This window comes from Nocardia amamiensis NBRC 102102 (genome assembly GCF_001612745.1).
Classification (GTDB): domain Bacteria; phylum Actinomycetota; class Actinomycetes; order Mycobacteriales; family Mycobacteriaceae; genus Nocardia; species Nocardia amamiensis.
In genome coordinates, this window is sequence record NZ_BDBA01000110.1 from 1 (window position 1) to 24,864 (window position 24,864).

28 protein-coding genes and 2 pseudogenes are annotated in these 24,864 nt (G+C 66.1%); 14 read left to right on the top strand and 16 right to left on the bottom strand.

Translation table 11 applies throughout. From position 1 onward, the window contains the following. Nucleotides 1-11: 11 nt before the first annotated feature. A complete protein-coding gene (locus NA4_RS20460; protein WP_067472151.1) occupies nucleotides 12-587 on the bottom strand; it encodes a GNAT family N-acetyltransferase in 576 nt (191 codons plus the stop codon). A gap of 103 nt (nucleotides 588-690) precedes the next feature. Between NA4_RS20460 and NA4_RS20465 the strand changes: the two genes are divergently transcribed. Further along, a complete protein-coding gene (locus NA4_RS20465; RefSeq protein ID WP_067472154.1) occupies nucleotides 691-1,602 on the top strand; it encodes a sigma-70 family RNA polymerase sigma factor in 912 nt (303 codons plus the stop codon). Nucleotides 1,603-1,934: 332 nt separating this feature from the next. After that, nucleotides 1,935-3,101: a pyridoxal phosphate-dependent aminotransferase gene (locus tag NA4_RS20470; protein ID WP_067472157.1), complete on the top strand. Its 1,167-nt coding sequence runs from the start codon at nucleotides 1,935-1,937 to the stop codon at nucleotides 3,099-3,101. Nucleotides 3,102-3,130: 29 nt separating this feature from the next. On the opposite strand, the pseudogene NA4_RS42685 reads toward NA4_RS20470, so the two are convergent. Beyond that, nucleotides 3,131-3,358 (bottom strand): annotated as a pseudogene (locus tag NA4_RS42685) (hypothetical protein); the annotation flags it as partial. A 231-nt stretch (nucleotides 3,359-3,589) separates the two neighbouring features. Here NA4_RS42685 and NA4_RS20480 point away from each other — a divergent pair. Both NA4_RS20480 and NA4_RS20485 read left to right on the top strand, forming a co-directional pair. After that, nucleotides 3,590-3,793: a cold-shock protein gene (locus NA4_RS20480; protein WP_067472163.1), complete on the top strand. Its 204-nt coding sequence runs from the start codon at nucleotides 3,590-3,592 to the stop codon at nucleotides 3,791-3,793. 555 nt (nucleotides 3,794-4,348) lie between these two features. Then, nucleotides 4,349-4,708, top strand: coding sequence for a MerR family transcriptional regulator (locus NA4_RS20485; protein ID WP_067472166.1), 360 nt, complete (start codon nucleotides 4,349-4,351; stop codon nucleotides 4,706-4,708). A 232-nt stretch (nucleotides 4,709-4,940) separates the two neighbouring features. On the opposite strand, the gene NA4_RS20490 is transcribed toward NA4_RS20485, so the two are convergent. The 3 genes from NA4_RS20490 to NA4_RS20500 form a co-directional block, all read right to left on the bottom strand. Further along, a complete protein-coding gene (locus tag NA4_RS20490) occupies nucleotides 4,941-5,537 on the bottom strand; it encodes a LysE family translocator (protein ID WP_067472271.1) in 597 nt (198 codons plus the stop codon). A gap of 190 nt (nucleotides 5,538-5,727) precedes the next feature. Next, nucleotides 5,728-6,231: a hypothetical protein gene (locus NA4_RS20495; protein ID WP_084497281.1), complete on the bottom strand. Its 504-nt coding sequence runs from the start codon at nucleotides 6,229-6,231 to the stop codon at nucleotides 5,728-5,730. Between the two features lie 156 nt (nucleotides 6,232-6,387). Further along, nucleotides 6,388-6,843 (bottom strand): helix-turn-helix domain-containing protein, encoded by a 456-nt coding sequence (locus NA4_RS20500; RefSeq protein WP_245671508.1) that lies wholly within the window; start codon nucleotides 6,841-6,843, stop codon nucleotides 6,388-6,390. 391 nt (nucleotides 6,844-7,234) lie between these two features. Between NA4_RS20500 and NA4_RS40545 the strand changes: the two genes are divergently transcribed. Beyond that, the gene (locus NA4_RS40545) at nucleotides 7,235-7,417 is read left to right on the top strand and encodes a hypothetical protein (protein ID WP_157129171.1); all 183 of its coding nucleotides are present in this window, start codon (nucleotides 7,235-7,237) and stop codon (nucleotides 7,415-7,417) included. 98 nt (nucleotides 7,418-7,515) lie between these two features. Here NA4_RS40545 and NA4_RS20505 read toward each other — a convergent pair whose 3' ends face one another. After that, entirely contained in the window at nucleotides 7,516-8,160 is a 645-nt protein-coding gene (locus NA4_RS20505; RefSeq protein WP_067472176.1) for a LysE family translocator, read from the bottom strand. A gap of 220 nt (nucleotides 8,161-8,380) precedes the next feature. On the opposite strand from NA4_RS20505, the gene NA4_RS40550 reads away from it, so the two are divergent. Beyond that, nucleotides 8,381-8,626: a hypothetical protein gene (locus tag NA4_RS40550; RefSeq protein ID WP_169811077.1), complete on the top strand. Its 246-nt coding sequence runs from the start codon at nucleotides 8,381-8,383 to the stop codon at nucleotides 8,624-8,626. Here NA4_RS40550 and NA4_RS20515 read toward each other — a convergent pair. The 3 genes and pseudogenes from NA4_RS20515 to NA4_RS20525 all read right to left on the bottom strand — a co-directional run. Then, a pseudogene (locus tag NA4_RS20515) lies at nucleotides 8,612-9,181 on the bottom strand (NsdA family TPR-like regulatory protein); the annotation flags it as partial. The gene NA4_RS40550 and the pseudogene NA4_RS20515 sit on opposite strands and share 15 nt — an antisense overlap. Before the next feature lie 53 nt (nucleotides 9,182-9,234). Then, nucleotides 9,235-9,441: a DUF397 domain-containing protein gene (locus tag NA4_RS20520; RefSeq protein WP_067472184.1), complete on the bottom strand. Its 207-nt coding sequence runs from the start codon at nucleotides 9,439-9,441 to the stop codon at nucleotides 9,235-9,237. Continuing rightward, on the bottom strand, nucleotides 9,441-10,349 hold the full coding sequence (locus NA4_RS20525; protein ID WP_245671509.1) for a helix-turn-helix domain-containing protein: 909 nt from the start codon (nucleotides 10,347-10,349) through the stop codon (nucleotides 9,441-9,443). The genes NA4_RS20520 and NA4_RS20525 overlap by 1 nt, the downstream gene beginning before the upstream one ends. 914 nt (nucleotides 10,350-11,263) lie before the next feature. Here NA4_RS20525 and NA4_RS40555 point away from each other — a divergent pair. Beyond that, complete coding sequence (locus tag NA4_RS40555; RefSeq protein ID WP_157129173.1) at nucleotides 11,264-11,500, top strand: hypothetical protein; 237 nt, start codon at nucleotides 11,264-11,266, stop codon at nucleotides 11,498-11,500. Between the two features lie 100 nt (nucleotides 11,501-11,600). On the opposite strand, the gene NA4_RS20535 is transcribed toward NA4_RS40555, so the two are convergent. From NA4_RS20535 to NA4_RS20545, 3 genes are read right to left on the bottom strand one after another with little or no spacing between them, the layout of a single operon-like run. After that, a complete protein-coding gene (locus tag NA4_RS20535) occupies nucleotides 11,601-12,131 on the bottom strand; it encodes a hypothetical protein (RefSeq protein ID WP_218022326.1) in 531 nt (176 codons plus the stop codon). A gap of 4 nt (nucleotides 12,132-12,135) precedes the next feature. After that, nucleotides 12,136-13,308 (bottom strand): DUF6973 domain-containing protein, encoded by a 1,173-nt coding sequence (locus tag NA4_RS20540; protein WP_373862812.1) that lies wholly within the window; start codon nucleotides 13,306-13,308, stop codon nucleotides 12,136-12,138. A gap of 35 nt (nucleotides 13,309-13,343) precedes the next feature. Beyond that, nucleotides 13,344-13,643, bottom strand: a complete 300-nt coding sequence (locus tag NA4_RS20545) for a hypothetical protein (protein WP_067472196.1) — start codon at nucleotides 13,641-13,643, stop codon at nucleotides 13,344-13,346. A 405-nt stretch (nucleotides 13,644-14,048) separates the two neighbouring features. Between NA4_RS20545 and NA4_RS20550 the strand changes: the two genes are divergently transcribed. From NA4_RS20550 to NA4_RS20565, 4 genes are all read left to right on the top strand, one after another. Continuing rightward, complete coding sequence (locus NA4_RS20550) at nucleotides 14,049-15,707, top strand: DNA repair helicase XPB (protein ID WP_067472199.1); 1,659 nt, start codon at nucleotides 14,049-14,051, stop codon at nucleotides 15,705-15,707. A 41-nt stretch (nucleotides 15,708-15,748) separates the two neighbouring features. Further along, entirely contained in the window at nucleotides 15,749-16,417 is a 669-nt protein-coding gene (locus NA4_RS20555; RefSeq protein WP_067472202.1) for a DUF3239 domain-containing protein, read from the top strand. Nucleotides 16,418-16,470: 53 nt separating this feature from the next. After that, the gene (locus NA4_RS20560) at nucleotides 16,471-17,109 is read left to right on the top strand and encodes a LysE family translocator (protein ID WP_067472205.1); all 639 of its coding nucleotides are present in this window, start codon (nucleotides 16,471-16,473) and stop codon (nucleotides 17,107-17,109) included. Between the two features lie 91 nt (nucleotides 17,110-17,200). Continuing rightward, a complete protein-coding gene (locus tag NA4_RS20565; protein ID WP_245671510.1) occupies nucleotides 17,201-18,592 on the top strand; it encodes a M1 family metallopeptidase in 1,392 nt (463 codons plus the stop codon). A 7-nt stretch (nucleotides 18,593-18,599) separates the two neighbouring features. Here the strand turns inward: NA4_RS20565 and NA4_RS20570 are convergent, their stop codons facing one another. Continuing rightward, a complete protein-coding gene (locus tag NA4_RS20570) occupies nucleotides 18,600-19,430 on the bottom strand; it encodes a hypothetical protein (RefSeq protein WP_067472277.1) in 831 nt (276 codons plus the stop codon). A gap of 292 nt (nucleotides 19,431-19,722) precedes the next feature. Here NA4_RS20570 and NA4_RS20575 point away from each other — a divergent pair, with 292 nt between their 5' ends. Beyond that, nucleotides 19,723-20,253 (top strand): LppU/SCO3897 family protein, encoded by a 531-nt coding sequence (locus NA4_RS20575; protein WP_067472212.1) that lies wholly within the window; start codon nucleotides 19,723-19,725, stop codon nucleotides 20,251-20,253. Here NA4_RS20575 and NA4_RS20580 read toward each other — a convergent pair whose 3' ends face one another. Then, complete coding sequence (locus NA4_RS20580) at nucleotides 20,254-22,548, bottom strand: helicase-associated domain-containing protein (RefSeq protein ID WP_067472215.1); 2,295 nt, start codon at nucleotides 22,546-22,548, stop codon at nucleotides 20,254-20,256. A gap of 108 nt (nucleotides 22,549-22,656) precedes the next feature. Between NA4_RS20580 and NA4_RS20585 the strand changes: the two genes are divergently transcribed. Beyond that, nucleotides 22,657-22,845: a hypothetical protein gene (locus NA4_RS20585; protein WP_067472218.1), complete on the top strand. Its 189-nt coding sequence runs from the start codon at nucleotides 22,657-22,659 to the stop codon at nucleotides 22,843-22,845. 79 nt (nucleotides 22,846-22,924) lie between these two features. Here the strand turns inward: NA4_RS20585 and NA4_RS20590 are convergent, their stop codons facing one another. After that, nucleotides 22,925-23,554 carry a resuscitation-promoting factor Rpf1 domain-containing protein gene (locus NA4_RS20590; RefSeq protein WP_067472280.1) on the bottom strand — a complete coding sequence of 210 codons (630 nt, stop codon included), beginning with the start codon at nucleotides 23,552-23,554 and terminating at the stop codon, nucleotides 22,925-22,927. Nucleotides 23,555-23,960: 406 nt separating this feature from the next. Continuing rightward, entirely contained in the window at nucleotides 23,961-24,203 is a 243-nt protein-coding gene (locus NA4_RS20595) for a hypothetical protein (RefSeq protein ID WP_067472221.1), read from the bottom strand. A 187-nt stretch (nucleotides 24,204-24,390) separates the two neighbouring features. On the opposite strand from NA4_RS20595, the gene NA4_RS20600 reads away from it, so the two are divergent. After that, nucleotides 24,391-24,810: a cold-shock protein gene (locus NA4_RS20600; protein WP_039795090.1), complete on the top strand. Its 420-nt coding sequence runs from the start codon at nucleotides 24,391-24,393 to the stop codon at nucleotides 24,808-24,810. The last annotated feature ends 54 nt before the right edge of the window (nucleotides 24,811-24,864 follow it).

A 24,864-nucleotide genomic window follows, 5' to 3' on the forward strand; every position in this document is an offset into this window, starting at 1 on the left:
GGCGCCGCAAATCAAGCACAGAACTCGGCGGGCCAGCCGTCGGCCGGGCCAGGCGGATCGGTGCGCAGCCGGGCGGCGTACCAGTGGTCGCGGCGTCGGCCGCGCTGCATGCTGCCCAGCCGGGACATACCCTCGTACCGGAATCCGGCGCGTCGGGCGACCGCGGCGGAGACGTAGTTGCCCACGAACGCACGCCAGCCGATCCGCTCCAAGCCCAGCCCGTCGGCGCGGAATCCGAAGTCGCACACCAGGTTCACCGCCTGCGTCATCAGGCCGCGCGACCGCTGCGCTGCGCTGAGCCAGAACCCGATCTCGGCCGCGCTCTGGTCGCGTTCCCCGAGCCCGATCGTGCCGACGACCGGTCCGTCGGGGCGCAGCCGGATGGCCCAGACCGGGCTGCGAGCCGCCCAGCCGGGGATGACGATGTCCTCGATGAAGGTCACCGCGTTCTCGCGCACGTACGGCACCGGGATGGTCACCCATTCCCCGATGGACGGGTCCTGACAGCATTCGGTGATGGTGTCCACGTCGTCCATCGTCGGCGCCGACAGCCAGATCGTTCCGTTCGTCAGCACGTGATGGTCCATCGGCCCATGCTGTCACGGACGGCCCACGGGATCATCCGGTTATCAGCCGCCGCCCGGATACCGCACGGCAACGCTCCATCGGCGGACCGTAGACTTCCCCGTGATGGTTGCCGCGCTGCTTTCCGACCTGTTCGAGTCACATCGGGCGCATTTGCTCTCCGTCGCCTATCGGCTGACGGGCAGCGTCGGCGATGCCGAGGACGCGGTCCAGGAAAGCTGGCTGCGGCTGGCGGGCGCGCGGCAGTCCGAGATCGAGGATCTGCGGGCCTGGCTGACCACCGTGGTGAGCCGGATCTGCCTGGACCGTTTGCGTAGTGCGGCGGCCCGCCGGGAAAACTATGTCGGCCAGTGGCTGCCCGAACCCGTGGTCACCGCCCGCACGCCGTCGTTCGCGCCCGACCCGCTGGAGGCGGTGGTGCGCAGGCAGGAGTGCCGGTTCGCGGCGCTGGTCGTGCTGGACACGCTGACGCCACCGCAGCGGGTGGCCTTCGTGCTGCACGACGGGCTTTCGGTGCCGTTCGACGAGATCGCCGAGATCCTCGGCATCTCCGCCGACGCCGCACGTCAGCTGGCCGTGCGCGCCCGCAAGGCGGTGGCGCGGACGCCGCAGCCGGTGCCGGACGCCGAGCACGACGCGGCGGTGCAGCGTTTCCTCGCCGCGCTCGGTTCCGGTGACGTGAACGCCGTGACGGCGGCGCTGCACCCGGACGCGGTGATGATCGGCGACGCCAACGGCACCACGGCCACCGCGGTGAACGTCCTGCACGGCGCGGACCGGATCGCCCGCTTCTACTTGGGGCTGGTGCGCAGGTACGGGCTGCAGGACGAGTCCTCGTTCTATGAATTCGCCTCGGTCAACGGGCAATTGGGCCTCCTGGTCGCCGGGCGTCCGGCTGAGGACGGTCGCGCGGGTTATCCCACTCGGGTTGTCGGGTTCACTGTCCGTGACGGAGTGGTCTGGGGCTCTTACGATCTGGCGAACCCAGCCAAGCTGAGTGGTGTTCGGCTGGGCTGAGTGCCACCCGCCGGGCTGAGACACGCGAGCCGGAGACGGCGCCGACTCCAGGATCTACCTGGGGACACGCGGTGGCCGGTCGGCGCGGAACCGATCGACGAACTCGCGGCCGGATCGGGCACAAGGGTGCACGGCCAGCAGGCCGATCGGGGCGGAGATTTGTAAAAGTGTCGTTTCGAGATGTCCCCGGAGGGCTTGTGGACTGGCATCATGGCGGGGTCGGCTGTGTTGGAGCAATGGACAATCTCGCCGGTGAATGACCTGGTCAGCCCCCGAACGGGATGCTGGCTATCGCTTGGTAACGATTGTCACTCCTGGGCTAGTCTCCGGGTATGCCCTCGCGACCCCAGACCGTAGCCCGCCTGCGCCCCTTCGCCTCGACGATCTTCGCCGAGATGACCGAACTCGCCATCCGGCACGACGCGGTCAACCTCGGCCAGGGTTTCCCGGACACCGATGGGCCTGCGAGCATGCTGGAGGTGGCCCGCCGCGCCATCGCGGAAGGTCACAACCAGTACCCGCCCGGGCGTGGGGTGCCGGTACTGCGCCGGGCCGTCGCCGACGACCGAGCCCGGCGCTACGGCACCGTCTACGACCCGGACACGCAGGTGCTGGTGACGGTGGGCGCGACGGAGGCGATCAGCGCCGCGGTGCTCGGCCTGGTCGAGCCCGGCGAGGAGGTCGTGCTGATCGAGCCGTACTACGACTCCTACGCCGCCGCGGTCGCACTGGCAGGCGCGCGGCGGCGCACGGCCAGACTGGTGGCTGATGGCGACCGATTCGTCCTCGACCTGGACAGCCTGCGCGCCGCGATCACTCCGGCGACCCGGATGCTGATCGTCAACTCGCCGCACAACCCGACCGGCACGGTGCTGGGCCGCCAAGACTTGGCGGCGATCGCCGAGATCGCCTGTGAGCACGACATTCTCGTGCTCACCGACGAGGTCTACGAGCACCTGGTCTACGACGGCGCCGAGCACATCAGCTTGGCTACCCTGCCGGGCATGGCCGAGCGCACGATCGTGGTGTCCAGTGCGGCAAAGACTTTCAGCGTCACAGGATGGAAGACCGGCTGGGCGTGCGGCCCCGCCGACCTGATCGACGGCGTGCTCGCGGCCAAACAGTTCCTGACCTTCGTGGCGGGCGGTCCGTTCCAGCCCGCGGTCGCGCACGCGATCAACCATGAGCTGGATTGGGTCGCGAAGTTGCGGGAGACATTGTCCGAGAAGCGGCTTCGCCTCTCCGCGGCGCTGGCCGACACCGGACTCGGCGTGCAGACCAGCGCGGGCGGGTACTTCGTCTGCGCCGACATCACGCCCCTGGGCGCCGCAGACGGTCTGGCGTTCTGCCGGGAACTGCCGAAGCGGCTCGGCGTCGCGGCGGTACCGGTCAGCGTGTTCGCCGACGACACCGCCGCCTGGAACCACCTGGTGCGTTTCACCTTCTGCAAGCGCGACGAAACGCTGGAGGAGGGCGTCCGCCGGTTGCGTCTGGGATGATTCGCCGAACCTGCCGGGAATTGTCAGGACTACCGCCGCAGCACTGGATCACGGGCATGAGTGCCGACTATTCCGCACTTGTCGCGTCCGGCTGATGACGCGGCTACCCGGCCCAGATGCCGAGCGAAGAACCGGGTCGCGCTGTCGACCTCGAACCTGGGCACCTCGCCATGCCCGCCCGCGTTGGCGTGCAACGTCTTCTCCTTCGAAGCGAAGGCGTCGAACAACGCCAGACCGGATCGACGGTCGACATCCCACCCCACCCCTTTCTCGCGCCCGGTGTCTCGACGAGGCGCGTGTTCAGCGCAGGGCGAGTGGGGAGACTTCACCGCTTGGTACACGGCCTCGGTGACTGTCTTTTCGATGGACATCCCGGCGTGCGCTGCCTCACCTTCTGCTCATGAGGGCCGGGAGTGTGACATGCTTGCTGGTGAGCACGAGCTGTTGAAGTGATTGCTCGGCTTGCTACAGAAAGCAACACAAAGTAAATGACGCAAGGCATTGTGAAGTGGTTTAACGGCGAAAAGGGCTTCGGGTTCATCGCGCAAGACGCTGGCGGTCCCGACGTTTTCGTTCACTACTCCGAGATTTCCGGCTCCGGATTCAAGTCCCTCGACGAGGGGCAGCGTGTCGAGTTCGAGGTCGGCCAGGGCCAGAAGGGTCCGCAGGCCCAGAGCGTTCGCGCCATCTAGGAGCTGACAAACCGGAAACCCGCGCCACGGCGCGGGTTTCTTGCTTTTCCAGGCCGGCTGGCGCCCTGCACTCATCTGCGCCCCGGCCGGACGTGCCGGTTGGTCCCGGCTCGGGCAGACCGCAGACACCAGCGCGGGACGACCTCATCCCAGCAAGACCTCCACCATCGACAGAAATTCTGCACTGTCGACTCTAGACTTTCTGGGAGACGCGATATACAGTCGCTGTCGTTGGAGATGCAAAGTCTGGTTGGCCGGGCAGGTGAACTGCCCGGAAGCAAGATCCACCATCCCCTCCGGCGGAGAAGAGAACCTGGTGCAGTCGGCCGGGCCGCCGGAGGGGATGGCGAAATACCGCAGGCATGTCCGCCGATCCGGGAGGTGGTCGCTGAGACAGTTACCTATACCCTCCGCGCTCAGGAAGAAGTGTCGGGCGCGGTGTTCGACGCCGACTCTGTGGGTCGGCGGATGGAATTGAAATCAAACCCCCTCGATCCCGGGCCCCGGGCGCACATTGCGCCGGGGGCCTGGCGGCGTTGACCCCCGAGAGGTGTTGTGCAACAACCCGATCCGAACCCCGCCAGCGGCTTCAGTGCCGCGGACCGACTCGATGACGAGGACTACCCCGCCTACAGCATGGGCCGGGCCGCGGAAATCCTCGGCGTCACCCCTGCCTTCCTACGCGGCCTCGACGCCGCCGAATTGCTGACACCCCAGCGCTCGCAGGGCGGGCACCGGCGCTACTCCCGCTACCAACTGCGTATCGCCGCCCGGGTCCGCGCGCTGGTCGACCAAGGCACACCGCTGGAGGCGGCGTGCCGGATCATCGTCCTCGAAGACCAGCTCGCCGAAGCCCTCGAACTCAACGCCGAACTCTCGCGACAAGATCCACCCGCACCCGACCCGGACAGCTGAACTTCAACAGCCGCCGCACCCCGCGAAAACCGCCGCCTCGTCCACGCACTCATCGCACGCCGGTGAATCAGGGCTGACCACCATCCTCGATGGAAGGCATTTACACGCGGAACAATTCCGCCACCCCAGCAGACCGACGACCCGAGGTAGCACCCTGAACCGCGCCGCCGCGTGTCAGGGAAGGGAAGCCGCGGCCGAACACTTAGCAACGCGAAGTGCGGTTCGACGCCGGTCAGGCAGGCGCGGGGCGGGTGCGGTCGGTAGCCACAAGGGCAGCGATAGCGCCGAGCATGGTGCCGGTGATGTAGCGCTGCGTGCGCAGCCACAAGGGGCGTTCGGTGAGGAACGTCGCGAGGCCTCCCGCGCCGAGGACGATCAGTCCGTTCACGGTGAGCGCCACCGCGATCTGCACCGCGCCCAGGCACAGGCTCTGCAACCACACCTTGCCGTGCTCCGGCGTCACGAATTGCGGAATCAACGCCATGTACATGATCGCGATTTTCGGATTGAGCAGGTTGGTGACCAGTCCCATCGTGAACAGCCGTCGCGTCGGATCGGCCGACAGCGCCGCGGGCGCGAAGACCGAAACCCCGCCCGGCCGCAACGCCTGCCACGCAAGCCATCCCAAATAGTCCGCCCCGGCCAGTTTCACCGCCAGGTACAACCCCGGCACCACCGCGAACACGGCCGTGATCCCGGCAGTAGCGGCCGCCAGATAGACCCCGAACCCAGCCGCCACCCCACCCAACGACACCAGCCCGGCCCGACGCCCCTGCGACACCGCGTGGTCGATTGTCGTGACAGCTATGTGAGGTAGATCACCGTTCAGGGGCTCGTGCGCGGTTCGGTAAGCACGTAATCGCTCGAGTACGAGCGGTGCGAAGTTCATGAGGCTACTTGGTACGAGGCGCCGACCCCTCTGCTCGCCCCGGCGCAGTCCCGCGGTCGCTCGCCACACGCGCGGGCCGAGTCCTCGCCCTTATCTCCCTACGGATCAGCAGATCGGAAGTCATCTTCGGTCAGATACTGGCCGCGGTATTCAAGATCTGTTGTACGTCAGCGGCATGAAGATAAATACGGACACGTTCGGCGAATCCGGGAGAATCGGCGGCACGGAGTGCTTCGGGCAACGCCTTTCCTTTCCGAGGAACCCAGTATTTCAATTGCTCCTCCATGACCCGCCGCACGAGTTCCGGTTCGGAGTCATCGATGAGCTGGAAAAAGTCATCTGCGCTGTAGATCTCGTAGGGAAGATCGTCGAAGTCGAAGTCGATAGGGTTCGCGGTCAACACGATGTCGATGCGGCCGTGGATAGCGGCACAGTGCACGTGGGCATCGAAAGCATCAGGGTAGGAAACGGTTTCATCGATCTTGTACCCAGTGATCACACTGTCGTCGCCGAAGGTGGCGGCGACAGTGCGGCGGATCCCCCCGACCTGAACCTCGGAGAGAAACGGGTTCTTCTTCCGCCGCCAGTAGAGCATCTCGGCCATGATGTCTTCAGTCCAGAAGATCTGGAACATTTCGTGACCGCCCCGCAGGTACAACAGTGAAAGCCAGTCTCGTAGCGTGCGCGAGTACAAGATGTTTGCGTCGACAAGAACCCTTTGCACCCGCCCGCGGACCATTCGGACATAGTAGCGGGCGGGCCCACCAAAGTTCAGCGCTCAGCGACCAATTCAGTCGAGAACGCCCCACTCCTCCTCGAGAGCGCGCAACTCCTCGAACGCCTTGCCCTGTTGTTCCAACTGTGCTCGGCGGAATACCAACACGTCCTTGCTGTACAAACGCGTGTGCGATCCGACCTTGTGGGATGGAATCCGTTCCTCGCGAACAAGCTTCATCAGCGACGGCCGCGATATGCCGAGCATGCCGGCAGCCACTGTGGTCGTGACTTCGGTAGGAATGCTCCCGATGGTTACCGTGCAGCCCCGACCCACCAGGTCAACTAGTTTGAAAATAACTGCGGCCAACTCCGGTGGCACTGTGAGGTGTTGATCAGGGCCCGTTCCGACCGTTACCGTCGCTGGTGTCGATCGGTGGTCGCCGAGGAAGGCTCCGACGTTTCGAGCCTGCTCGATTTCGCGAGAGCTGACCGCCACGGTAGCGCGATCATCTCGCTGTAGCGTTGCCACGGTCGACTCCTCTCGTCTCCATGCTTCACCCCAGTGGGTTGATGCCAGCGTAGGTGATTGCACTTACAAGTGCAACGAAGTTGCGGTCACAAGTGCATCCATGAGTCTGCATTTCGCAGCTCTATCGGTCCGCTCGAGGCGACGAGGCGTTCGGACGCCGGCCACACATCCGCCACGAAACCCCCGATGACCGAGTCGGAACTCACCAGCGTGGCCAGAGGTCGGCTGTATTGATGGCCGAATTCATGCACGCTGAAGCGCTTCGGTCACGATTCGTGAGGGTTCGAAGCGGTTACCGTTGGATCGGTGTCGTGGGGTCGTCACTGTCGGCTCGGGCTGTTCGGGGTGGCGGTCGTGGGCGCTGGCGCCGTGGGGGAGCGAGATTGCCCGTGTGAGTGGTTGTGGTGGAGGGGTCTGGTCTCGATTCGGTGAGCGCGGGGAGTTGGAGGGTGACCGGGTCGGTGATCGGGGTGGTTTCGACGAGGTCGACCGGATTGTGGTTGCGGGGGTGTTCGTCGTCGAGGACGGGTTCGCCGAGCCCGATCCGCTGCTGGATTCGTTTCATCCAGGGTGACGCTCGGAGCATTACTGATCAAGACTGTGACCGCCGCCGGTGAACCAGGGCTGCCACCATCCGTGTCATGAGATGGAACGCATGCGACATTCCGCCGATCACGCAGGCGTGGGGCGGGTGCGGTCGGTAGCCAGTAGGGCGGCGATGGCGCCGAGCATGGTGCCGGTGATGTAGCGCTGCGTGCGCAGCCACAGGGGCCGCCTCGTGAGGAAGGTCGCGAGGCTGCCCGCTCCGAGGACGATCAGTCCGTTTACGGTGAGCGCCACCGCGATCTGCACCGCACCGAGGCACAGGCTCTGCAACCAGACCTTGCCGTGCTCCGGCGTCACGAACTGCGGAATCAACGCCATGTACATGATCGCGATTTTCGGATTGAGCAGATTGGTGACCAGCCCCATCGTGAACAGCCGTCGCGTCGGATCGGCCGACAGCGCCGCGGGCGCGAACACCGAAACCCCGCCCGGCCGCAACGCCTGCCACGCAAGCCATCCCAGATAAGCGGCCCCCGCCAGCTTCACCGCCAGATACAGCCCCGGCACCACCGCGAACACGGCCGTGATCCCGGCAGTAGCCGCCGCCAGATAGACACCGAACCCAGCCGCCACCCCACCCAACGACACCAGCCCGGCCCGCCGCCCCTGCGACACCGTCCGCGACACCAGATACATCATGTTCGGCCCCGGCGTGAGCACCATCCCCAACGCCGCCACCGCAACCCCAGCCACCGCCGCCGTCTCGATCATGCACCCGATCCTGACCTGTCCCGCCCTCCGCCGTCTCGGTCCAGTTGCCGGTTGCTGGTTGTGCGTCTTCCCCTGGCGCGAATAGATTCCTGCTGACCGTTTTCCGCAAAACTTGGATGCGGGAAGCTGCGGAGTTGGAGCGAGGGGGTCTCTCCGCAAGGTGTTAGAGCCGAATGTGGCTATGCCCGAACCAGTTTCGATAAGGAGGAGGTAACCGGTGATGGCTGACCACAAGTCCCTGGCAGACCTGCGGCAGGAGCGAGTCGATCGTCCTGATTTCAACGCCGCCGAGTACTACGTCGGCCGCGAAGAGGCGCGACAGGCCATCGAGTTCGCCAACGCTATTCGTGAACGTCGCGCCCCCCGAGTCGGTCCCCGCGATAGGTTGGTTGAGCTGGTCGAGGGCGGTGATCACAAGGATTCTTCTGGAGCCAGCGCCGCTGGCGGTTCGTCACGCCGCAAGTAACGTTCGTGCCCGTTCGCTGAAGTCGGCGACCAGGGGATGTGGTCCGAATGCCATCATGCGTTGCTGTACGTCACGGACGGCTTCCACAGAGCGAGAGGACTTGACCCTTCGGGAGAGGTCCAGCGTTCGCACACCGGCGGCGTGGGCGGCTTCGAGGTCCCGCTTCTGCATGTGCGTGACTGCCAAGGCGGCATGAGACAGTGCCCCGCGCCGCGCCCGGTTCTGTATGCGGGCGTAGGCGATCGACTGGCGTGCGTGCGGTTCGGCTTCGTCCGGTTGTCCGAGATCACGAAAGGCGTTTGCCCACTCGCCGCATATGTACGCCTGATCGATGAACCGCGCCCATTCCGGCTCTCGGTCGGGCTCGACGACGGCGAAGGCGCGCTCGGCAGCGTTGATGGCATGCGCGACGCCGGACCTATCACCGATGACTGCCAGCGCCCGCGCTTCGAGTGTCCACAGGTCAGCGAGGCAGGCGGGCGCGTTGACTTTCGACAAACCTTGGCGACCAGCCTGGGCGAGTCGTCGGCCTTCGTGCGGATGCCCCAGCAGCGTCGCTTGATCGGCTCAGCGCAATAGTCACGAGCTTTCCCCTCACGGTTCTGCGCTCAGTAGCGCTTGAATTCCTCATCTGTCACACCAGCGGTGAAGGCGTCCCACTCGCCGGGAGTGAAGACCAGTGCCGGGCCGGTGGGGTTCTTCGAGTCACGCACCCCGACATGTCCGCCCTTGAGAAACGCGACCTCGACGCAATCTTTGGATCCGCTGCTGCGGCTGCTTTTGAACCACTTCGCGCCGGTCAGGTCAACGTTCACTACACGTACTCCTTTGCAATCTCGAGGATGAGGGTTCGGCTGCCTGCCTCATCCAGCGCCAGACGGTCCAGTTCGGCGCGAGCTTGACGATATTGCCGAACCTCGTCTGCGTCCTCAAGGTACAGGTCTCCCAGGAAACCTTGCACGTAGACCACAGGCGGCATCGTCAATTCTGCGGTGGCATGGGGTGGAAACTCCAACAACACAAACATGCCGACCAGCAGAGCGCGGTACGCACCGGTCGATGCCGGCACTACGCGGATGGAGACGTTCGGCAGCTCTCCGACGTCGGTAAGGTGTCGAAGCTGAGCATTCATGATCTGAGCGTTGCCTGTCGTCCGCCGGAGAGCGGACTCATCGACGAATACATCCATCGTGAGCGGGTTCGTTTCGTCGGTGAGCCGCGATCGACGCTTCATACCGACCTGCAACATGCGCTCAACATCCTGTGCGGGCTTGTTCGGGAACTCGGTCCAGATCAGCGCGCGCTTGTAGTCCTCGGTGTGGAGCAGGCCGGGCAGAAACGTCGTCTGGTACGAGGTGATCCGGTTGGCGGCGTCTTCGAGCCCGACGAAAAGACCGAAGTCCTTCGGGATCGCGTCGTCGGTGAACGCTTGCCACCATCCCTTCGCGCCCTTCGTCTCTTTGACCAGTTCGAGGATGACTTGCGTTTCCTTCCTGGTGGCGCTGTACAGCTGGCACAGCCGCTCCATGAGGACGGGGTAGAACCGGACAGGCTGCCCTGTCTCCATCTTCCAGATCGTGGAGCGGCCTACCGCGATTGCCTTCGCGGCGTCTTCTCTGGTGATGTCCGCACGCTGACGCAGCGTCTCGAGCTGCAAGCCCAGCAGTCGCCGGGCGATGGTGGAGTCGGTTGCCATGTCGACCTTCCGGAGTTGTTGTTTCAACCAAGACAAGGATGCCGCGGAAACGAAAACAGAGCCAGGTTTTTCGAAACGTCTCTGTCGAAACCGAGTCTTCTAGGCCTGATTCGGGTGTCTCCTTGACCTACGCGCCCGGTAGGTGGGCCTGAGGGGCTCTCCGAAACCCGGAACAACCACGCGGGGCAGGTTCCTGGGCGCGCTTTGTCCGTTTCGAGGGGAATAGAGGTCTACCGGTGGACCACATGGCTTTTGGGGACACGCCGCTGTCCCGCGTCAACTATTACCGGCGGGTGTGTGACCTGCCAGCGGTCATCGACCCGCCCTGCATGGGCCGGATCATCATGCGCGCAACCCACGTGTGGGGGATCATCATGCCAGCCGCACTTGGCGCGGCGGTCAGAAACCATCTGCGGCAACAGCATCCGAACGTTGGGCCGATCATGTCGCATCCACGATCGAAGCGGTGGACGATCCTTACCAGACCTGATCTGCCCGACGATGTGCCGCTGTTCGCGGAACTGTATCGGCTGAATGTGTCGATCGTGCGGACTGGGGGCACGATCGCTCTGCCGAGCCCGGACCAGCGGTCGGCGCATTTGCGGCTGTGGGTAGAGCCGCCGAACTGTCCATTCCGTCACTCGGGTCTGGTCGTGGTCGATGCCATTCGAGCGTGCGCCGGACCTGGCAAGCCTCCGAGGGCAGCGGCGCATGTCTGAATCCGCAGTGCGCCGATCGCTGCGGTTGTCGGAATGCATCGGCGCTGTCTTCCGGAACACCAGCGACACGCTGATGTACGTGGGCTGTCCACGGTGCCGTCATGTCGCGCCGGTGCATGACGGCGTAATCGGCGAACACGGAGGTGTGCCTAGCCGCGAATGCTCTTCCGCCGGACTCCATGTAGTTGACGACAGGTCCGATTTCGTGATCGGCGGCAGCCGGTGACCGGCAGCGGTGGACCCAGAAATGAGAACAAGTCCCCTCGTCCTACCGAGGCCGATGTCCGCCTCAGTGTGTTCTGGCACGGCCTGCACGTCGAATTCGCCGCCTGCACCACGGCTGCACACGGATTCGTCAAGGAGTGGAGCGCGGCCCACTACGGTGACGCGGTGGAAGTCTTTCCGGACGGTACGGAGGGCCTTCCGCGCCTCCCATGCGAACGCCTGTACCTCGAGTAATGATCTGAAATGCTTCCGGATTGCTGCTTCTGCGAGAGCGCGGCACCGAGCGAAATCTTTTTGCTCCGAGTTGGACGGTTCGGCCAAGCGGGGCTGTCGATCAGCCCTGCGCCAGTTCCAGATAAGGCTTATTGATCGGTGGCTGAACGGATTGGAAGCTGGAATCCGGCTCCAGAACGTCCCCACTGTGCACGCCTATGAAGAGTTCGGACCCCTGCAGGTTGCGAATCACCTGGGTAGGAGTTGAGCCTGTGACGAAGATGTAGAAGTTGTGGACGGTGTAGTCGAACTTGAAGCTGGGGAGGTTCGACCAGCAGTATCCGGGGGTTCCTGCTACTGAGCTGAGCCTCTCCGCCGGCATACCGGACGATGCCATGACGAGGCGATCCCACTGGCCAGCCCACCCTGCGGCTTCCGTCAGCGTTCGCAGCGAATACGTTCCGGGCTGAGCGGCTCGGGCACTGATGACGCGCTGCAACTCGGCGGAAGAGCCCAGAGGCTCGGCCCGCGAGTCCAGGTCGAATGTCGCCGAGCACTGCGCAGCACCCTCGTCGTGGTCATCCGACGTCGAGCACGCCGCACTGGCCAGCAGGCACCCTGTTACGGTCACGATCTGAAGAAAAGCACGCACGGAATCACCGACCTGCTGGAAGTGGGATGTCAGCACGCGCAGGGTGCCCGTTGTTATCCACTTCGACCTGGTTGCTCCATGCGACCTGACCTTGCCGGTTGAGCACGATCGCACCTCCCTCTTGGATTCGTTGATTGATCAATCGCTGTAGCTCTTCCGGTGAGGCATTCGGATTGCCGATGGCGATCTGTCGCCCAATCGAGTTGTTGTGCAGATCCATCGCTTCTCGTGTCGGAGGGTTCGCGCCCAGTCCTTCGTGCGCGGTACCGTAATTCTCGGTCCACTCCGCGCCGTACCGCTGTGTCATCAGCGCATTCCAGTACATATGCCGGAACGCATCGCCATGGCCGTCGTTGAGGGCGTTCTCTTCCGGATGCGGGTAAGTTTTCTTGGCGGCGGCCTCGGCTTGGGCTTTGATCTCGAAGAAGTCCGTAATCTCACTGATTGCGTTGGGTCCTGGCCGGGCCATCCGTGATGAGAGGAGCGCTATCTCCTCAGGCGTCATCAGGATCGGTTGGAAGTCGGGACGGACGGCACGGATGCGGTCGAGGACGAAGCCGGATGGCCACAACGTGGCCGGCGCACTCGACGGGGCGGTCTGATATTTCGTGAGGACCTCCACGAGACTCGGGTCCTGAGGCATTTCGGTGGCTCCGCGCTGAGTTTCCGGTGAAAGATCCTCCAGTAGTCGCTTGATCTTCTCCGCCCCTTCCAGATCGGTTTGCTGGATAGCTGTCAACGCAGCCCGAATCTGTGTTGTCAGGTAGAGTTCGAGCCCTTCTTTTTCGACGAGGCCGGTGGGACCGTATTTCATGAGAACCTCTGCGTTGGACATCCTGGAGTCCACTCCGCCATTGTCTCTGACAAAGAAATCAAACTTGGCGGACTCTGCTTCGGCTTTTTTGTCCTTGATCACATCGATGTAGCCGACGATCGCATCGATCTGAAGATAAACCTCGTGTTGGATGTCGATGAGGACCTGCTTCGTCCGCCGAGCATGGTCCCGGTCCTGAGCCGCCCGGTTACGAGCGGAATCGGCGACCGATCCCTTGAAATAGGTGTATGACATGTCGATGCGTGATGCCGCTTGGTGTGTCTGCTCGTCGATCCGCAGCGCGGCGTCCTTGAACACGTTGGCAATGGCGACTGTGGCACGTGGATCCCAGGACAGGACCATCGGCACCGTCAGAGGCTTTGTGTAGCTTCCACCGCTCATCGCTGGCCTGCCTCCCGAAGACCGGCGGCCCAGGCCTGGTCACGGTTCACGAATTCGACTACGGCAGTGTCCGTAACATCCGCGAAGTTGATCAGTTGTTCTGCGTGGTACTTCACCACCTTGTCCAGCGCCGCAGCAATCTGGTCGACAGAGTCTGCGACCTGGGAGTTTTGCATGGTGCCGACGGCGACGATGCCCCTGGCCAGCGGTGTCAACTGTTGTACGGCGTCGGCATGGCCGCGCACTGTCCCCGCCATCTCGCGAGTCTTGACCGGATCAAGTTCGAGTTCGCTCACCGCGCCCCCCGTCCATCGGCAGATTTGGAGCCATGCTACTGGCCCAGCTGGGCCACCGGCCAGCGCGGGCGGACGGCGATCCCTGCCTCGGAGCTCTGGCAGATACCAACCAGCGCAACGACTCTGCCCACGGATGCTTTGATGGGCCACATGCAGGAGCCACTGGGAATGGCGGTCACGATCCTGCGGTCCCTGACGGTAGCCAGACAGAGGCAGCGACATAGTCGGTTCGCTGCCTCCCCTCGCACCGTCACGGTTGCTGGTCGCCGGGGAAGACAACGCGCCCTCCCGTTGTTACACCCGGTCGCTGCCATACCCGCGCACCGCCACGAAGACCCCGGTAACCTGCGGGGTTGTCGGTGGGGTCGGGGAGAATAGCGGGGGAAAACGATACGAGGAGGGACTGTGACCGACGGTCCGCTGATTGTGCAGAGTGACAAAACGCTGCTGTTGGAGGTCGACCACCAGTTGGCCGATACGGCGCGGCAGGCGATCGCGCCGTTCGCCGAGTTGGAGCGGGCGCCGGAGCATGTGCATACCTATCGGGTGACGCCGCTGGCGCTGTGGAACGCGCGGGCGGCGGGGCATGATGCCGAGCAGGTGGTGGACGCGCTGGTCAGTTTCTCCCGGTACGCGGTGCCGCAGCCGTTGCTGGTCGACGTGGTGGACACCATGGCGCGCTACGGCAGGTTGCAGCTGGTCAAGCATCCCGCGCACGGGTTGACGCTGGTCAGCCTGGATCGCGCGGTGCTCGAGGAGGTGCTCCGGCACAAGAAGATCGCGCCGATGCTCGGCACGCGTATCGACGATGACACCGTGGTGGTGCACCCGTCCGAGCGCGGCCGGATCAAGCAGATGCTGCTGAAAATCGGCTGGCCCGCCGAGGACCTCGCGGGCTACGTCGACGGCGAGGCCCACCCGATCGAACTCGACTACGTGACCGACGGCTGGCATCTGCGCGACTACCAGCAGATGGCGGCCGACTCGTTCTGGGCGGGCGGGTCCGGCGTGGTGGTGCTGCCCTGCGGCGCAGGCAAGACGATGGTCGGCGCCGCGGCGATGGCCAAGGCGAAGGCGACCACGCTGATCCTGGTGACCAACACGGTGGCGGGCAGGCAGTGGCGTCGTGAACTGCTCGCGCGCACCTCGCTCACCGAGGACGAGATCGGCGAGTACTCCGGCGAACGCAAGGAGATCCGCCCGGTCACCATCGCCACCTATCAGGTGATCACGCGCCGCACCAAGGGCGAGTACAAGCACCTGGAACTGTTCGACAGCCGCGACTGGGGCCTGGTCATCTACGACGAGGTCCACCTGCTGCCCGCCCCGGTCTTCCGGATGACCGCCGATCTCCAGTCCCGCCGCCGCCTCGGCCTGACCGCGACCTTGGTCCGCGAGGACGGCCGCGAAGGGGACGTGTTCTCCCTGATCGGGCCGAAGCGCTACGACGCGCCGTGGAAGGACATCGAGTCCCAAGGGTGGATCGCCCCCGCCGAGTGCATCGAGGTCCGGGTCACGCTGACCGATGCCGAACGGATGACGTACGCGACCGCCGAGCCGGAGGAGCGCTACAAGTTGTGCTCTACCGCGCACACCAAAATCGCCGTGGTCGAGTCGATTCTGGCCCAGCATCAGGACGCGCCGAGCCTGGTCATCGGCGCCTACTTGGAACAGCTGGACGAACTCGGCGCCGCGCTCGACGCCCCGGTGATCCAGGGTTCGACGAAAACCAAAGACCGCGAGGAGCTCTTCGACGCGTTCCGGCGCGGGGAGATCCCGGTGCTGGTGGTGAGCAAGGTCGCGAACTTTTCCATCGATTTGCCGGAAGCGTCGGTGGCCGTGCAGGTCTCGGGCACCTTCGGTTCGCGCCAGGAGGAGGCGCAGCGCCTCGGCCGCTTGCTGCGGCCGAAGCACGACGGCGGCCAGGCCCATTTCTACTCGGTGGTCGCCCGCGACACCCTCGATGCCGAATACGCCGCACATCGCCAGCGTTTTCTCGCCGAGCAGGGGTATGCCTACCGCATCACGGATGCCGACGACTTGCTCGGCCCCGCCATCGGATAAGCGGAGGCAATTCCTCCGCAAGCTGTGCTAGGAATGAGGGCGTGCGACGCTTCGAATTCGCGGTGGACCGCAGGCATGCCCACGCGGTCAACGAAGTCGTCGCCGACCTGCGACGCCTGCGCCTCATGGCGATCGCCGCCGCGGTGGTCGCGGCGACCGGAACGACGTTCCTGATCTGGCTGAACCACACCTGGGCGTATCTGCTCGCGGTCGCGTTCGCGCTCGGCGCGGTGACCGCACTGTGGGTGGCGCTGTGGACGCCGCGGCATTCCAGCATCGACAAGCTCTACGCGGACGGTGAGCTGGTTCCGGCGGTGGTCTCGGAGACCTATCCGTCCTGCGTGGTGCTCCTTGCCCTGGTCGATGTGTCCACGCCGGAAACGCGGGACCCTCGCTACGCCCTGGTCACCAGGAAGGTCCGCAAGCTGCCCGGCCACAAGGCCGAGGCGGGCGAGCGGGTGCCCTCGGTGGCGGTGCGCACGGACCGGGCGCCGCGACAGGTGGGCGAGCGCTGGCAGTCGGTGAGCGCCATGCCGATCGCGTGGGGCACCACCGACGGTTCGGTCATCGAACGCGCCCGCGCCGCGATCAGTGAGGTCGAGTGGCGGCTGCTCACCGACAATCTCGCGCTTGCCGACAAGGTGCGGCGTACCGCCACGAAACGACTGCTGCTCGATCCGCACCAGCTGCCCGGCGAGCTCGGTACCTGAATCCGGCTGCGAAGTCCCGGTTTTCCGGTTGCGGGTATGCCTACACTCGGAAGATGGTCCCGGCTTCCAATTTGCTGGCATTCATCGCCGCCGCGGTCGTCATCATCGTGGTGCCGGGCCCCGGCGTGCTGTTCACCGTCGGTCGCGCGCTCACCCTCGGCCGGCGAGCGGCGCTGTTCTCGGTGCTCGGGCACGCCGTAGGTGTCTACGTCGCGTTGGTCCTGGTCGCGATCGGGCTCGGCGCACTGCTCACGGCGTCGGCGCTGGCGCTCACCGTGGTGAAATTCGCGGGTGCGCTGTATCTGATGTATTTGGGAGTCCAAGCTGTTCGCCAGCGTGGGGCGTTGCACGCGGCGCTGGGCGCCCCGGTAGAACCGGCGACCAATGCGCGGGTGCTGCGCCAGAGCGCGATCGTCGGGCTCACCAATCCCAAGGCGATCGTCTTCTTCTCCGCGGTGCTGCCGCACTTCGCCGACCCGGCCGGCGGCTCGCTGTCCTGGCAATTCCTGCTTCTGGGCACGGTCTTCCTCGCCATCGCGCTGGTGTCCGACAGCGCGTGGGCACTGCTGGCCGCCTCGGCCAGGTCCTGGTTCGCCCGGTCACCGCGCAGGCTGGAGGCGGTCGGCGGCGCGGGCGGTGTGATGATCTTCGGTGTCGGCGCGTCGGTGGCGTTGACCGGCAAGGCCGACTGAAGCGGCTACCATCCTGCGAGGTCGGTGCGTCGGCACCGAAAAGTGGTGGGGTTGCAGAGGGGTGGTCGTTCGTATGAGGTTGTCCGGCTGGATGTGTGCCGCGGTCGCCTGTGTGTTCGTCACCGTGTCGTCGCCGCCCGCGCACGCCGACTTGCCTGCCGACCGGCTCGTCGGCGCGCCCGGCCTGGGTGACCCCTACTACCCGCTGGACGGCAACGGCGGCTACGACGTTCGGCACTACCGCGTCGGCATCGACTACGACCCGCCGAGCCGCCTGCTCACCGGATCCACCGCCGTCTTCGCCACCGCCACCCAGGCGCTGCGCATGTTCAACCTGGACTTCGCCGGGCCGGAGGTGCGCATGGTGTCGGTGAACGGTCTGCCCGCCGCGTTCGACCGCAACGGCGAGCACGAGTTGACCGTGACGCCGCTGCTTCCGCTGCTGCCCGGCTTGCCGTTCGTCGTCACCGTCGACTACACGGGACCAGCCGTGGACACCGAGGGCGAGGGATGGACCTTCGCGCCCAGCGGGGGCGCGTTCGTCGCGGGCGAGCCGCACTCGGCGACGAGCTGGTATCCGCTCAACGACACCCCGTTGGACAAGGCCACGTTCGAGCTGCACGCCACGGTTCCCGCGGAATGGGAGGTGGTGTCCACCGGTGTGCGAACCGAGAATGTGGTGCGCGATGCCAAGCGGACGGTGGGCTGGGTTACCGCCAAGCCGGTGCTCGGCTATCTGACCACCGTCGCGATCGACAAGTTCGACTACCTCGAGCAGCGCCGTGCCAATGGCACCCCGCTGGTCAGCGCGTTCGCGCCGAACACCGAAAGCCGTCACCGCGAGATCGAGCTGCGTCTGCCGGAGATTCTGGATTTCACCGAACAGCTCTACGGCCCATATCCGTTCGAGACTGCCGGCGGCATCTACCTGGACGCCGATATCGAGTTCTCCCTGGAAACCCAGACCCGCCCCCTCTACGCGCCGAAGAGCGACCTGCAGACCGTCGTGCACGAGATCGCGCACCAGTGGTGGGGCGACTGGGTGTCGGTGCGCCACTGGTCGGACATCTGCCTCAACGAGTGCTTCGCCAGCTACACCGCCGACTATCTGTGGCCTGAGCGGATGGAGGGCAAGAACGTCGACGAGCACTACCGCGAGACCATCGGCAAATACCGCGACAATGCGAAGTTCTGGCGCATTCCGCTGGAAAACCCCGGCGTCGGAAACGAATTCACCTCTGTCTACTACCGCGGCCCGCTCTTCTTGCACGCGCTGCGCAAGCAGATCGGCGACGCGGTGTTCTTCTCCGCTGTGCGCGACTTCCTCGCGGCACACGCCTACGGCAATGCCTCCATGCCGGAGTTCCGCGCTTTCGTGCAGTCCAGGTCACCCATGGACCTGACCGGCTTCTTCGACGCGTGGCTCAACCGCACCGAGCCGCCGCCGGAGGAGTATTTGTTCCCGGAGGCACTGCGGGACTGAGTGCGGGTTATCCGGCGTCGTCGACGCGCTGACGCGCTTTGGTCACCCTGCGTTCGGCCCGATCGAGCTGGCGTTGTGCGGTGTGCAGGTGCTCCTTCGCCGACCGTTCGGCCGACTTGCGGAACTGCCGCTGCTCTTCGGCATGCGCGAGTTCGTCACGCAACGCGACGACGCGCTCATCCACGCCGGACAGTGCCCGCGCTGCGTCGTCGAGCGCTGCTTGCGCCGAATCCCGCTCCGCACGAGCGGATTCGAGTGCTTCGCGCGCCTCATCCAGTTCTCGGCGCGCACTGTCGTGCGCCTCAGGCTTCGTCGGCGCCCGGCGCGGTGCCGCCGGTTCGGGCACCACGAGCAGATTCGGCCCGCTCGGCCCGAAGCCTTCGTAGCTCGCCGCCGTGGCGAGCGTTCCCGTGCGCAGCCGCTCGGCCACGCCGGGTTCGGCGAGGGCCGCCGTCAACGTCTGGCCGACCTCCCGCACGATGCCGTCGCCCACCGGGTGTCCGTGTTCGGCGGCCAGCGCGCCCGCCTTCTTGGCCAGCGCGGTGACCAACTGCTGCCGCTGGGCGGTCAGGCTGCGCAGCTGTTCGGCGGACAGCTCTCGCTGTGCCGCGGCCAGCGCCGCGCCGAGCCGCAGCAGGGCTGCCACGTCGTCGGGCGCCGCGCGGGCGAGCAGATTCGCCGTCCACGCGGACAGCGTGGGTTTGCGCAGTTTGCCGATCGCGGTCGCGAGCTGCTTGTCGCCCGCCTTCTTCGCCGCGGCGACCCGATCCGCGCGAGCGGCGACGAACTCGGCGGGAGCCAATCCGTACAGGTCGTTCGCGACGTCCTGGACCGTCATACCGACCAAGCGTAACGACTCGATCTCGCGCAGCGACACAAACCGCATGCTGGACAAAAGTCCAGCCGATGAAATGCGAAAGGCATTGCTAGTGAATTACTCTGCATTCCAATTGCTCGGCCGTCTGGTGCCCAACATCATCGGTCTGTCACTCCTTGGGCTCCTCGGGCTGTACATGTAGCCTGCCGTGCCGTGGTGGGATACCCATCCGGCTGATGCGGCCGCCGTGGTCGGACGGGTATCCTCACCGCGTTCACGACCGGTGAACGTGTTCGGTGAGAGAGGTTTACAGGTGAAGGTTCCAGGAGCGAGGCTGCTGGCACGCATTGTGCTCGCCCTCGTCGCGGTGGCCGCGGTGGTGGTCACGGTTACCGGATGTTCGTTGGTCGAGGACGCGGGCAAGTCCGACACGGCCAAGGCCAAGGTCGGCGACTGCATCAACGTCATCGAGGGCTCGGCGGTCGATTCCAAGACCGAGCCGGTCGACTGCTCGTCGGACAAGGCCGTGTACAAGGTCGCGCAGTCCTACGACAAGAAGACCGACTGCGCTGCCGACTACACCTCCTACGAGGAGACCGTGGGCGGCGGCACCACCGCCTTCCTGTGCCTGGCGCCGAACTTCAAGGAAGGCCGCTGCTACAACGAGAGCAGCGCGACCGGGTACAAGCAGGTCGACTGCGGTTCTTCGGAAGCGACGTTCCGCGTGGTGAAGCGGATCGATGGTGAGGCCGACGAACTGCTGTGCGGTGCGGACGCCGAGGGCTTCCGCGTCATCGAAACCGACCCCAAGGTGACCTTCTGCACGGCCAAGCCGAAGAACTGATCACTCCAACAGGGCAACCGACGCGATCCGGTGCAGAGTGAAGTGCCGGACCGCGCCGGTCACCGGGTCCAGCGCGTCCAGCTGACCATTGCCCACCTTCAACGGCTCCACCACCCGCTGCGTGGCGACCCCCTTGGCGTCGACGTAGCCGATGTTCACCGACCGACGCACCCGCGCCGCCAGTTGGAGCAGGGCCAGGGTCGCCGCGGTATTGGTCCGGGTGCCGTCCGGGCGCACCGCGTGACCCGATCGCGCGCTCGCGGCACGTTCCCCGGCGCGTAGTTCCGTGACCAGCGATTCCAGTTGCTCGGCGCTGGGCGGCGCCGGGCGATACGGCTGCCGCGCGGCTGGTCGCACCGCGATACGTGCGCCACGCGGACGCAGATCGACAATCGCGCCCGCCGAATCCTCGCCCACGGGCGCGAAACCGGCCGCCCGCAGCTGTTCCAGCACTTCGCTCAGCGGTGCCTGGGCGATGGCGACGGTCGGCGCGATGGATCGCAGCGCCAGTGCGCTCGCCACCGGCGCGGACAACACCTGTGCGAGCAGCGCCGGGTCGTCGGTGCGGAGGAACGACTGCGCCATTCCCGCACGCAGCTGACCATGCCGCCGCGCCACATCATCGATCAGGTAGGTGAGGGCCTGCGGGATCGGTGTCCGGGAATGCTTGGCGAACAAGGCGTGCAGCTCCGCCGCGGTCATGCCGGCGTCGAGAGCGCGGCGCACCGAGGACTCACTGATCCGGTACACCGTTGCCGCACCGGCTGATTCGACGTCGCCGACCAGGGCGATGCCATGCTGAAGGTCCGTGGTCAGCGGCCCGGGGGCGATCACCGTCAGATCCGCTTGGACCAGCACGTGATCGACCGGCTCCGGCAGCGCCGCCGCCATCTCCGCCTCGGCGTCGGTCACGTTGGTCGCCGCCCCGTGCAGCAGCGCCCGCGCCGGTGAGCCGAGCGCGCCGCGTCCGACAAAACCGAGCGCTGCGGCCTCGGCCAGGGTCTGCTCGACCACCTCCGGCCGGAAATTGCGCCGCCTGCGCGGCTGCCGCCACGCCAGCATCCGGCCGATATCCGCCGGGTCCAGCGCGGTACCGGACGGATATTCCGCGAGCAGGCTGAGGATCGCGCGTCGGTCGCGCAGTGCATGCGGTGTGCGCAGCTCCAACGACAGCGCCGCCAGCGGCTTGTCGTTGGCGTCGCGCATGCCGATCATCCATGGCATCCGGTCCAAGTCGAGCCAGGTGAGCGCCAGGGTGGCCCAGCGCCGCGCGGGCGTCGCCTGGAGCCATGCGTCGACCGCCGGGGTCGGCGCCCAGAAGTCCTCGGTCGAGTCGAAGTCCGGTGGCGGGTCCGGCAAACCCTTCTCCAGCAGTTTCGCCGCCGCCAGCAGTTCGACCAGCAAACCGGCCCTCGGCTCGTCGACGCCGGCCTGTTTGGCGATGCGGCGCAGCTCCCGCACACCCAGTCCGCCGGCGCGCAAGGCCGGGGCGGGCGTCTGGCCGAGTACCTCCAGCACACTGGCGCAGTGCCGCAGCAGCTCACCCACTTCGCCCGCCGTGACGGCATCGACCTCGGCGGGTGCCTGTTTCGTTGGATCCGGCTGCGGTGGGGTCAGCGCATGTGGGTGAGTGACCGGTTCCCTGCGCAGCACCTGGCCGACCGTGACCGGCAGTTCGACGGTCTCCTCGTCGATCCAGTGCAGCAGCCTGCTCGCCAGCAGCCGCTGAATCGGGCGATCGACGGGCGTGCCCGGTGCGGCGTCTCTGGTGCGCCCGCGTGGGCCGGTCGTGGCCAGCTTGTCCAGCAGGGCTCGTTCGGCGGGAGCGAGCCCGGCGAGGGCGGCGACCACCTCGGGTTCGGTGAGCGCGTCGGGAATCTCGGTCGCGCTGCCGATCGACCACGGCAGGGCCTCGGCGGCGGTGGGGATCAGACGCCACCGCTGCTCGTCGTCGAGCCATACCAGCGCGCGTGCGGTCAGGCGCTCGAGCGCTTCGTCGATCGCGGCGGTAGGCACCCGTTCGCTCAGTTGCACGTGCAGGTCTGCGCTGCGCGGCGGACCATCGCCCGGGGTGCGCACGCCGTGCAGCGCAAGGGTTTCCAGGATGGCGAATTCGAGCGTGTCGAGGTCTTCCGTGGCGCGCAGCACCGAGGCGCGCTGCTCGGTGCGGGCGGCGAGCACGGCCATCGAGGAGGGCAGCGGCACGGCCAGGTCCGGCCGAAGCTGCAACAGCGTGACGAGCTGGGCATCACTGCGGCCACCGAGCCATCCGGCGAGGGAGTCGGTCGCGGTCATCCGATCCAGCCTACGGTGCTGGGCGACGGCCCGCCCAGGTCAGGACGGGACAAACGCACGCTGCGGGCTGCACCACGTCGACACGTGCGGCCGTGCCAGAATGGGGCCGTGGTGAACAAATCGAAGAAACCCTATGTCGACAACGGCTGGCCGAAGGTCGGCGACGGTGACCATGCGGTCACCGAACTCTCTTCGGCCCGCTCCGGTGGTCTCTCGCCCTACGGCGAGGACACCGAGTTTCCGGTCCCTGCCGAGCAGCTGCCCTACATGCACCCGAACACGGTGATCAACCGCTGAGGGCGCCGGAACGTTCGCGACGACGGAGAAGGGCCCCGCATCCTCGTTGATGCGGGGCCCTTCTGCGCAAGCCTGGCGGTCAGGAAGGGAGCAGGCCCTTGTTCGCCTCGTAGAAGTTCACGATGGCGGGGTCGAGGGTGGCTCCGCTCGACTTGGCGGCGTTGAAGAAGTCGAGGGCTTCCTTCGGTACGTGCACGCCCTGGGCCTGGACGACCTGGAGGGCGCGGTCGACGGCCGTGTAGATCTGCTGGGTGCTGTCCTGCGGCGCGGACTGAGCGGCCTGCGGCGCGGGGGTCCAGTTCGGGGTCTCGGTGGTGGCGGGCGCGGTGCGCGGCGTGGGCGCGCTGCTCAGGCCGAGCTTGGCCGAGCAGGAGGGCCAGGCGCCCCAGCCCTGCGAGGCGAGGACCTTCTCGGCGACAACGATCTGCTCTTCGCGGCTGGCCTGGTTGGCGGAGGCGGCGTACTCCTGGCCGCCGTGGGCGCGCCAGGTGCTGGGCGAGAACTGCAGCCCACCCTGGAAACCGTTGCCGGTGTTGATACCCCAGTTGCCGCCGGCCTCGCACTGAGCGAGTCGATCCCAGTCGGAGTCGGGTGCCGCGCTGGCGTTGCCTGCGAATGCCACACCGGCGGTGCCGATGATGGCTCCGGTGACGGCAACCTTGGCTACCGTGCGGCCGGTCGAGCTTGGCTTGCGATGGCGTCCACTCATATCGGGTTCGTCTTCCTCTCGGCGCACCTGCGACGTCTTCGGTTTCGGGTTCGGACTGAGAGGTCGTCCGTTCCGCCCTCGCCCCTTACGTTTGCGTCGGGGTCCGGTACCCGCGGGGCAAGGTTCGGTGCGGCGGGCCGGTGGTTGCCGGGTGTCCCGGCTGGGTAAGACGGTACGACGAACCGCGGGAAAAATCACTATTTGGTAACCGGCGTGTACGGACCGGTCTCGACGCGATCTCGAGCACCGTAAAGCGCCTAAGTGCAGCTAGATGAACCGCGGTCGCGGCGATGACGCGCCGTGATCGGCCCGTGACCCACTCGTAATGTGACGAGGATCACATGTCTGCGTTGGTAACGATCGCGCCGGGTAACCGGTGTGGCGCGACGGAGGTGCAACCTCCGGTTCAGCGTGATCTCCGGCCGGAACGCAGTGCGAACACGAGGGCGAGGAGGAACCCCACCGGCGCGAGCAGCGCGCCGAAGTACAGCCACAGCCCCGGCTCGCCGTCGGTCAGTATCGGGGTCGCGAAGATGATCACGATCGCCAGCAATCCCAGCGCGAACAGGCAGAGCGCGAGCCGCAGCAACCAATCGCCACGGCGCCGCGACGCGCCTCCGGACGGAGTCGGAGTGGAAGAGTTCGTCACGGCTCGACGGTAAAACTGATGTGCTTGCGTTATTCCCGCCGGGGTAGACTCGATAGCAATCGCGTCCTGCAATCGTGCTGGGCGCGTTCTTTTCGCACAGGAAAAGGGCCGGTCGCGGACCGGACCGGCAGACGGATGTGCTCGGGCCGTAGGGGTCCGAGTTTTCGATGATGAACGGGTGAGCGCAGTGCCGACCGGCAGGGTGAAGTGGTACGACGTCGAAAAGGGCTTCGGCTTCCTTTCCCAGGACGAGGGTGAGGACGTCTACGTCCGCTCGTCCGCGCTGCCCCAGGGCGTCGAGGGCCTCAAGCCAGGGCAGCGCGTCGAGTTCGGCATGGCCGCGGGGCGTCGCGGTCCCCAGGCGCTCAGTCTCAAGCTGCTGGAGGCGCCGCCGTCGGTCCGGCAGGGCCAGGAACGCAACGCGCGCAAGGAACCTGCCGCCCGCAGGCACACTCCCGACGAGCTGCACGGCATGGTCGAAGACATGATCACGCTGCTCGAGGCGAAGGTGCAGCCTGACCTGCGCAAGGGCAAGTACCCGGATCGCAAGACCGCACAGCGCATCTCGGAGGTCGTGCGCGCCGTTGCGCGCGAACTGGACCACTAGCTTTCGCGTCCGGGCAACCGCCGCTTGCGACTTCGTCACGGATGCGGCGGCCGC

What these genes read in the sequence shown, in the direction of transcription:
- NA4_RS20460 (WP_067472151.1), bottom strand. Translation starts at nt 587, where the DNA reads ATGGACCATCACGTGCTGACGAACGGAACGATCTGGCTGTCGGCGCCG.
- NA4_RS20465 (WP_067472154.1), top strand. Translation starts at nt 691, where the DNA reads ATGGTTGCCGCGCTGCTTTCCGACCTGTTCGAGTCACATCGGGCGCAT.
- NA4_RS20470 (WP_067472157.1), top strand. Translation starts at nt 1,935, where the DNA reads ATGCCCTCGCGACCCCAGACCGTAGCCCGCCTGCGCCCCTTCGCCTCG.
- NA4_RS20480 (WP_067472163.1), top strand. Translation starts at nt 3,590, where the DNA reads ATGACGCAAGGCATTGTGAAGTGGTTTAACGGCGAAAAGGGCTTCGGG.
- NA4_RS20495 (WP_084497281.1), bottom strand. Translation starts at nt 6,231, where the DNA reads ATGTTCCAGATCTTCTGGACTGAAGACATCATGGCCGAGATGCTCTAC.
- NA4_RS20505 (WP_067472176.1), bottom strand. Translation starts at nt 8,160, where the DNA reads ATGATCGAGACGGCGGCGGTGGCTGGGGTTGCGGTGGCGGCGTTGGGG.
- NA4_RS40550 (WP_169811077.1), top strand. Translation starts at nt 8,381, where the DNA reads ATGGCTGACCACAAGTCCCTGGCAGACCTGCGGCAGGAGCGAGTCGAT.
- NA4_RS20540 (WP_373862812.1), bottom strand. Translation starts at nt 13,308, where the DNA reads ATGGTCCTGTCCTGGGATCCACGTGCCACAGTCGCCATTGCCAACGTG.
- NA4_RS20560 (WP_067472205.1), top strand. Translation starts at nt 16,471, where the DNA reads ATGGTCCCGGCTTCCAATTTGCTGGCATTCATCGCCGCCGCGGTCGTC.
- NA4_RS20565 (WP_245671510.1), top strand. Translation starts at nt 17,201, where the DNA reads ATGTGTGCCGCGGTCGCCTGTGTGTTCGTCACCGTGTCGTCGCCGCCC.
- NA4_RS20570 (WP_067472277.1), bottom strand. Translation starts at nt 19,430, where the DNA reads ATGACGGTCCAGGACGTCGCGAACGACCTGTACGGATTGGCTCCCGCC.
- NA4_RS20580 (WP_067472215.1), bottom strand. Translation starts at nt 22,548, where the DNA reads ATGACCGCGACCGACTCCCTCGCCGGATGGCTCGGTGGCCGCAGTGAT.
- NA4_RS20590 (WP_067472280.1), bottom strand. Translation starts at nt 23,554, where the DNA reads ATGAGTGGACGCCATCGCAAGCCAAGCTCGACCGGCCGCACGGTAGCC.